Here is a 5,338-nt window from a genome sequence, read left to right as displayed (position 1 = left end):
AAGAAGGAATTATTCATTTTCATGATTCTGATTATTTTGCACAACATATGCATAACTGCTGTTTGGTGAATTTAGAGGATATGCTGCAAAATGGAACTGTTATTAGTGAAACGATGATTGAAAGACCAAAGAGTTTTTCTACAGCGTGTAATATTGCAACACAAATTATTGCTCAGGTTGCAAGTTCTCAATATGGAGGACAAAGTATTAGTTTGTCTCATTTAGCTCCTTTTGTTGATGTGAGTCGTCAAAAGTTTAGAAAAGAGGTTCGTGAAGAATTTATTCAGGAAGGTATTGAGGTGACTGAAGCGCAGATTAATGAATTGGCTGAATGTCGTGTACGTAAAGAAATCAACCGTGGTGTTCAGATGATTCAATATCAAGTCATTACTTTAATGACAACAAATGGTCAAGCTCCTTTTGTGACTGTTTTCATGTATTTGAATGAAGTGCCTGAAGGTCAAACAAAAGATGATTTGGCAATGATTATTGAAGAAACATTAAATCAAAGAATTTTAGGTGTTAAAAATGAACAGGGAATTTATGTAACACCAGCTTTTCCTAAATTAATTTATGTTTTAGAAGAAAATAATATTCATGAAGATAGTCAGTATTGGTATTTAACTGAATTAGCAGCAAGATGTACTGCGAAACGTATGGTTCCAGATTACATTTCTGAAAAGAAAATGTTAGAGTTAAAAGTGGATAAAAATGGTGAGGGACATTGTTATACTTGTATGGGATGTCGTAGTTTCTTAACACCTTATGTAGATCCAGATACACAACGTGCAAAATATTATGGACGTTTTAATCAAGGTGTTGTAACAATTAATTTAGTTGATGTGGCTTGTTCTTCTAAAGGTGATTTAAAGGAATTCTGGCGTATTATGGATGAGCGATTAGACTTGTGTAAAGAAGCTTTGATGTGTCGTCATAATCGCTTAAAAGGAACGCCTAGTGATGTGGCACCTATCTTGTGGCAATATGGTGCCTTAGCAAGACTTGATAAAGGTGAAACTTTAGATAAATTATTATATGGTGGATATTCAACAATTTCTTTAGGGTATGCAGGACTTTGTGAATGTGTGAAATATATGACTGGAAAATCGCATACTGATCCTGATATTACACCTTTTGCAATAGAAATTATGCAACATTTAAATGATGCTTGTACAAAGTGGAAGGCAGAAGAAAATATGGACTTTAGTTTATATGGAACACCAATTGAATCAACTACATATAAGTTTGCAAAATGTTTACAAAAGCGTTTTGGAAAGATTCCTGGTGTAACTGATAAGAGTTATATTACAAATAGTTATCATGTGAATGTTACAGAAGAAATTGATGCTTTTACAAAATTAACATTTGAATCTCAATTTCAGCAATTATCTCCTGGTGGAGCAATTAGCTATGTAGAGGTTCCAAATATGCAAGATAATATTGATGCTGTGTTATCTGTTATGAAACATATTTATGAAAATATTATGTAATGATAGTCTTATTATAGCATCATATTTATGAAAATATTATGTATGCTGAGTTAAATACAAAGAGTGATTATTGTATGGAATGTGGTTATGATGGAGAAATTCAGATTAAAGAAGATGATGATGGGAAACTGATTTGGGTATGTCCTCATTGTGGTAATACTGATCAGGATAAGATGAGTGTAGCAAGACGTACTTGTGGTTATATTGGTACGCAATTTTGGAATCAGGGAAGAACACAAGAAATTAAAGAACGTGTTCTACACTTATAAAGATGTATTACGCTTCCATTAAAGACGTTGATATTGCTAATGGAACAGGGGTGAGAGTCTCACTCTTTGTCTCTGGCTGTACTCATCGCTGTCAGGATTGTTTTAATGAAATTGCCTGGGATTTTCACTATGGAGAAGAGTTTACCAACCAGACAATAGATTATATCATGAATGCTTTAAAACCGTCTCATATTAAAGGTTTGAGCCTTCTAGGGGGAGAACCTATGGAACCTGTTAATCAGGAAGGATTGTTAGAATTACTGAGAACATTTCATCAGCAGTATCCTGATAAAGATGTTTGGTGTTATACTGGTTATCTTTTAGAGGACTTATTATCTGGTGGAAAGGTTCATACTGATATGACTGATGAATTATTAAGCTATATAGATATTTTAGTTGATGGACCATTTGTTCTTCAACAAAAAGATATTCGTTTAAAATTTAGAGGTTCAAGTAATCAAAGAATTATTGATTTGAATAAGACAAGAAAATCAAAAAGTATTGTTTTATGGGATAAAATGTAATCTTCTAGATAAATCTAGAAGATTTTTTGTTATAAATAAATGACACTTTTGTGTGAAAAATAAAAATTATGGTTATAAAAAATAAAATAATCCTAAAATTAAGTGGAAATTTCTTTTTAAATTATATATAATGATATGGCAATGAAAGGAGGAATTCCTCTATGAAAGAAGGCATTAGAAAAGAATACAAGAAACAATATGATGCTTCTACGAAAAGAATAGATGTTGTAGATGTACCAGAATTCAATTTTATTATGATAGATGGAATCGGAAATCCGAATGTAGATGAATTTAAATTAAAGTCTGAAGCTTTGCATATATTATCAAAAGCAATTAAAGATTACTTTAAACAAGAAATGGATCTTTTATATCTTATCTCTCCTTTAGAAGGATTATGGGATACTTATGATAATAGTCAATTTGATGTGACAAGAAAAAAGATGATTAAGTTTACGCTCATGATAGCTCAACCTAAAGTATTAGATGAAGAGACTTTTGAAAAAATTAAAGAAGATGTCGCTATTAGAAAAGATAATCCATATATTGTAGATGCATATCTCAAAAGAATGGAAGAAGGGCGTTGTGTTCAGATGTTACATAAAGGTGCTTATAATACAGAAATAGATACAACCAAGCAGATTATGGAATATATTACGATTCAGAATATGAAACTGATAGGTTTACATCATGAGATTTATTTAAATGATCCAGAAAAAGTCACAAAGGATAAATTAAAGACAATTGTTAGATATGCAATTGAAGAAGAAGGGGTATAGCCCCTTTTCTTATATCAAAGGAGGAAGAATTATGTTATATGTATCATGGAATGTGAATGGGTTACGAGCATGTGTTAATAAAGGTTTTCCTGATTTTTTTAGAGATATTGATGCTGATATCTTTGCAATACAGGAAACAAAATTACAAAAAGGACAGATTGATTTAGAATTTGAAGGTTATACTTCTTATTTTAATGATGCAATAAAAAAAGGATATAGTGGAACAGCTATTTATACCAAAAAAGAACCAATTCATGTGACTTATGGTATTGGAATAGAAGAACATGACCAAGAAGGTCGCGTTATTACTTTAGAATTTGAAAAATATTATTTTGTGACAGTTTATACGCCTAATTCAAAAAGAGAATTAGAGAGATTGGATTATCGTCAGATATGGGAAGATGAGTTTAGAACTTATCTTTTGACATTAAAAAAGAAAAAATCTGTGGTTATATGTGGAGATTTAAATGTTGCTCATCAGGAAATTGATTTAAAGAATGATAAAACAAATCATAAAAATGCTGGTTTTACTGATGAAGAAAGAACAAAGTTTACGCAATTATTAGAGAGTGGATTTATTGATACGTTTAGATATAAGTATCCTACTCAAGAAACATATTCTTGGTGGTCTTATATGTTTAAAGCAAGAGAAAAGAATGCAGGATGGCGAATTGATTATTTTGTTGTTTCAGAAGAATTAAAAGATCAAATCAAAGATGCTTATATTTATACAGACATTATGGGTTCTGATCATTGCCCTGTAGGAGTAGAATTGGAGGGATTAGAATGAAATGCATGATTGTTTCAGATATTCATGGGTCTTTGAATGATCTCAAAAAAGTATTAGCTATCTATGAATCAGAAAAAATGGATAAGTTAATTTTGTTAGGAGATTTATTGTATCATGGTCCTAGAAATCCTTTGCCTGAGGGTTATAACCCGAAAGAAGTTGCTATAATATTGAATCGATATAAAGAACAGATTATTGCGGTGAGAGGTAATTGTGATGCAGAGGTTGATCAGATGGTTTTAGATTTTCCAATGCGTAGTGATTATGTTGAAGTTTATATGGATGGTCATCGTTTCTTTTTAACACATGGACATTTATACAATGAAGGACAGATGCCTGCGTTAAATAAAGGAGATATTTTGATGTATGGGCATTTTCATAAACCTATGGCTTATCAAAAAGATGGCATAGTGATTTTTAATCCTTCTTCTATTGCTTTACCTAAAGAGGGTGAGAAAAATTTTGGTGTTTATGAAAATCATGAATTGAAGATTATTACTTTAGAAAAAACAGTAGTTAAGAGTATAAAAATATAAATTTATTAAAATTTTATAAAAAAACCGTGAAATGAAATGAAAAGTATGGTATTTTTATTATGGTGGGGGTGAGTAAGATGTCAAAGTATAAAGATATTGCTGATGATATAAGAAACAAGATTAAAAATAATGAATATACTTTTGGACAGAAGCTCCCTTATGAATATGTATTATGCATGAGTTATCATTGTAATAAAGAAACGATGAAGAAAGCATTAGAAATTCTAGTTAAAGAAGGGTTGATTATACGAAGGCGTGGAGCAGGTACATTTGTAAAAGATTATGATCCAGCAATGGAGAATGCAACAAATAAATTTGCACGTGGATTAACAGGAAAGTATGCAGGAATTAAAGAAGTTACAAGTGAAGTTCTTGAATTTGAAGTTGTTCCCGCTGATGAAGTCCTTTCTAAGAAGTTACAGATTGAAATAGGAGATTTTGTTTATCATATTATAAGATTACGTTTTTTAGATAAAAAACCACATCTTATAGATATAAGCTATATGCCAATTAGTTTAATACCAAATCTTAAATTAGATCATTTAAAAGGTTCAATTTATGAATATATAGAAAAAGTACTCAAATTAAAAATACAAAGTTGTCATTTAACAATTAATGCAGCTTTATCAACACCATTAGAACAACAATACCTAGGTTTAAAAGAATATGAACCATATATTCAAGAAGAACAAATCTCTTATTTAAGTAATGGTGCTATCTTTGAATATACACTTGCGAGACATCATTATGCCGATTTTGAATTTCAAACAATTGTGCTGCAACAGTAAAAAGTCATGATAGAATCGTGACTTTTTTCATATTATGAAAAAATGTCGAAAAAAATTGTATTAAAAAATCAGCCTAGAATGGTACTTTTTTAAAAAAGTACCATACTTTTACTTTAAAAGCATTGACTTTTTGTTAAATAAATCTTATACTATTAGTGTCAAAAA

The 5,338-nt window shown here is 30.4% G+C and carries 7 protein-coding genes; all 7 read left to right on the top strand.

The features are described 5' to 3' along the window. Nucleotides 1-1,490: anaerobic ribonucleoside-triphosphate reductase (nrdD, locus tag BN350_RS21170; protein ID WP_420885231.1), on the top strand; the 1,490-nt coding region annotated here is incomplete at its 5' end. 38 nt (nucleotides 1,491-1,528) lie between these two features. Beyond that, a complete protein-coding gene (gene nrdD, locus BN350_RS21780; protein WP_420885230.1) occupies nucleotides 1,529-1,759 on the top strand; it encodes an anaerobic ribonucleoside-triphosphate reductase in 231 nt (76 codons plus the stop codon). 2 nt (nucleotides 1,760-1,761) lie between these two features. Next, a complete protein-coding gene (gene nrdG, locus BN350_RS01080) occupies nucleotides 1,762-2,283 on the top strand; it encodes an anaerobic ribonucleoside-triphosphate reductase activating protein (RefSeq protein ID WP_028041947.1) in 522 nt (173 codons plus the stop codon). A gap of 161 nt (nucleotides 2,284-2,444) precedes the next feature. Further along, nucleotides 2,445-3,059, top strand: a complete 615-nt coding sequence (locus BN350_RS01075; RefSeq protein WP_028041946.1) for a GyrI-like domain-containing protein — start codon at nucleotides 2,445-2,447, stop codon at nucleotides 3,057-3,059. A gap of 31 nt (nucleotides 3,060-3,090) precedes the next feature. Continuing rightward, nucleotides 3,091-3,849 (top strand): exodeoxyribonuclease III, encoded by a 759-nt coding sequence (gene xth / locus BN350_RS01070; RefSeq protein WP_028041945.1) that lies wholly within the window; start codon nucleotides 3,091-3,093, stop codon nucleotides 3,847-3,849. Next, entirely contained in the window at nucleotides 3,846-4,385 is a 540-nt protein-coding gene (yfcE, locus tag BN350_RS01065) for a phosphodiesterase (RefSeq protein WP_028041944.1), read from the top strand. Before xth ends, yfcE begins: the two co-directional genes overlap by 4 nt. 77 nt (nucleotides 4,386-4,462) lie before the next feature. Continuing rightward, nucleotides 4,463-5,173 carry a GntR family transcriptional regulator gene (locus BN350_RS01060; protein ID WP_028041943.1) on the top strand — a complete coding sequence of 237 codons (711 nt, stop codon included), beginning with the start codon at nucleotides 4,463-4,465 and terminating at the stop codon, nucleotides 5,171-5,173. Nucleotides 5,174-5,338 lie beyond the last annotated feature (165 nt).

Origin of the sequence: Candidatus Stoquefichus massiliensis AP9 (assembly GCF_000455285.1) — a bacterium.
Classification (GTDB): Bacteria; Bacillota_I; Bacilli_A; order Erysipelotrichales; family Coprobacillaceae; genus Stoquefichus; species Stoquefichus massiliensis.
The sequence above is the reverse complement of the archived record's forward strand: the minus strand, read 5'-3'. Positions and strand labels throughout refer to the sequence as shown.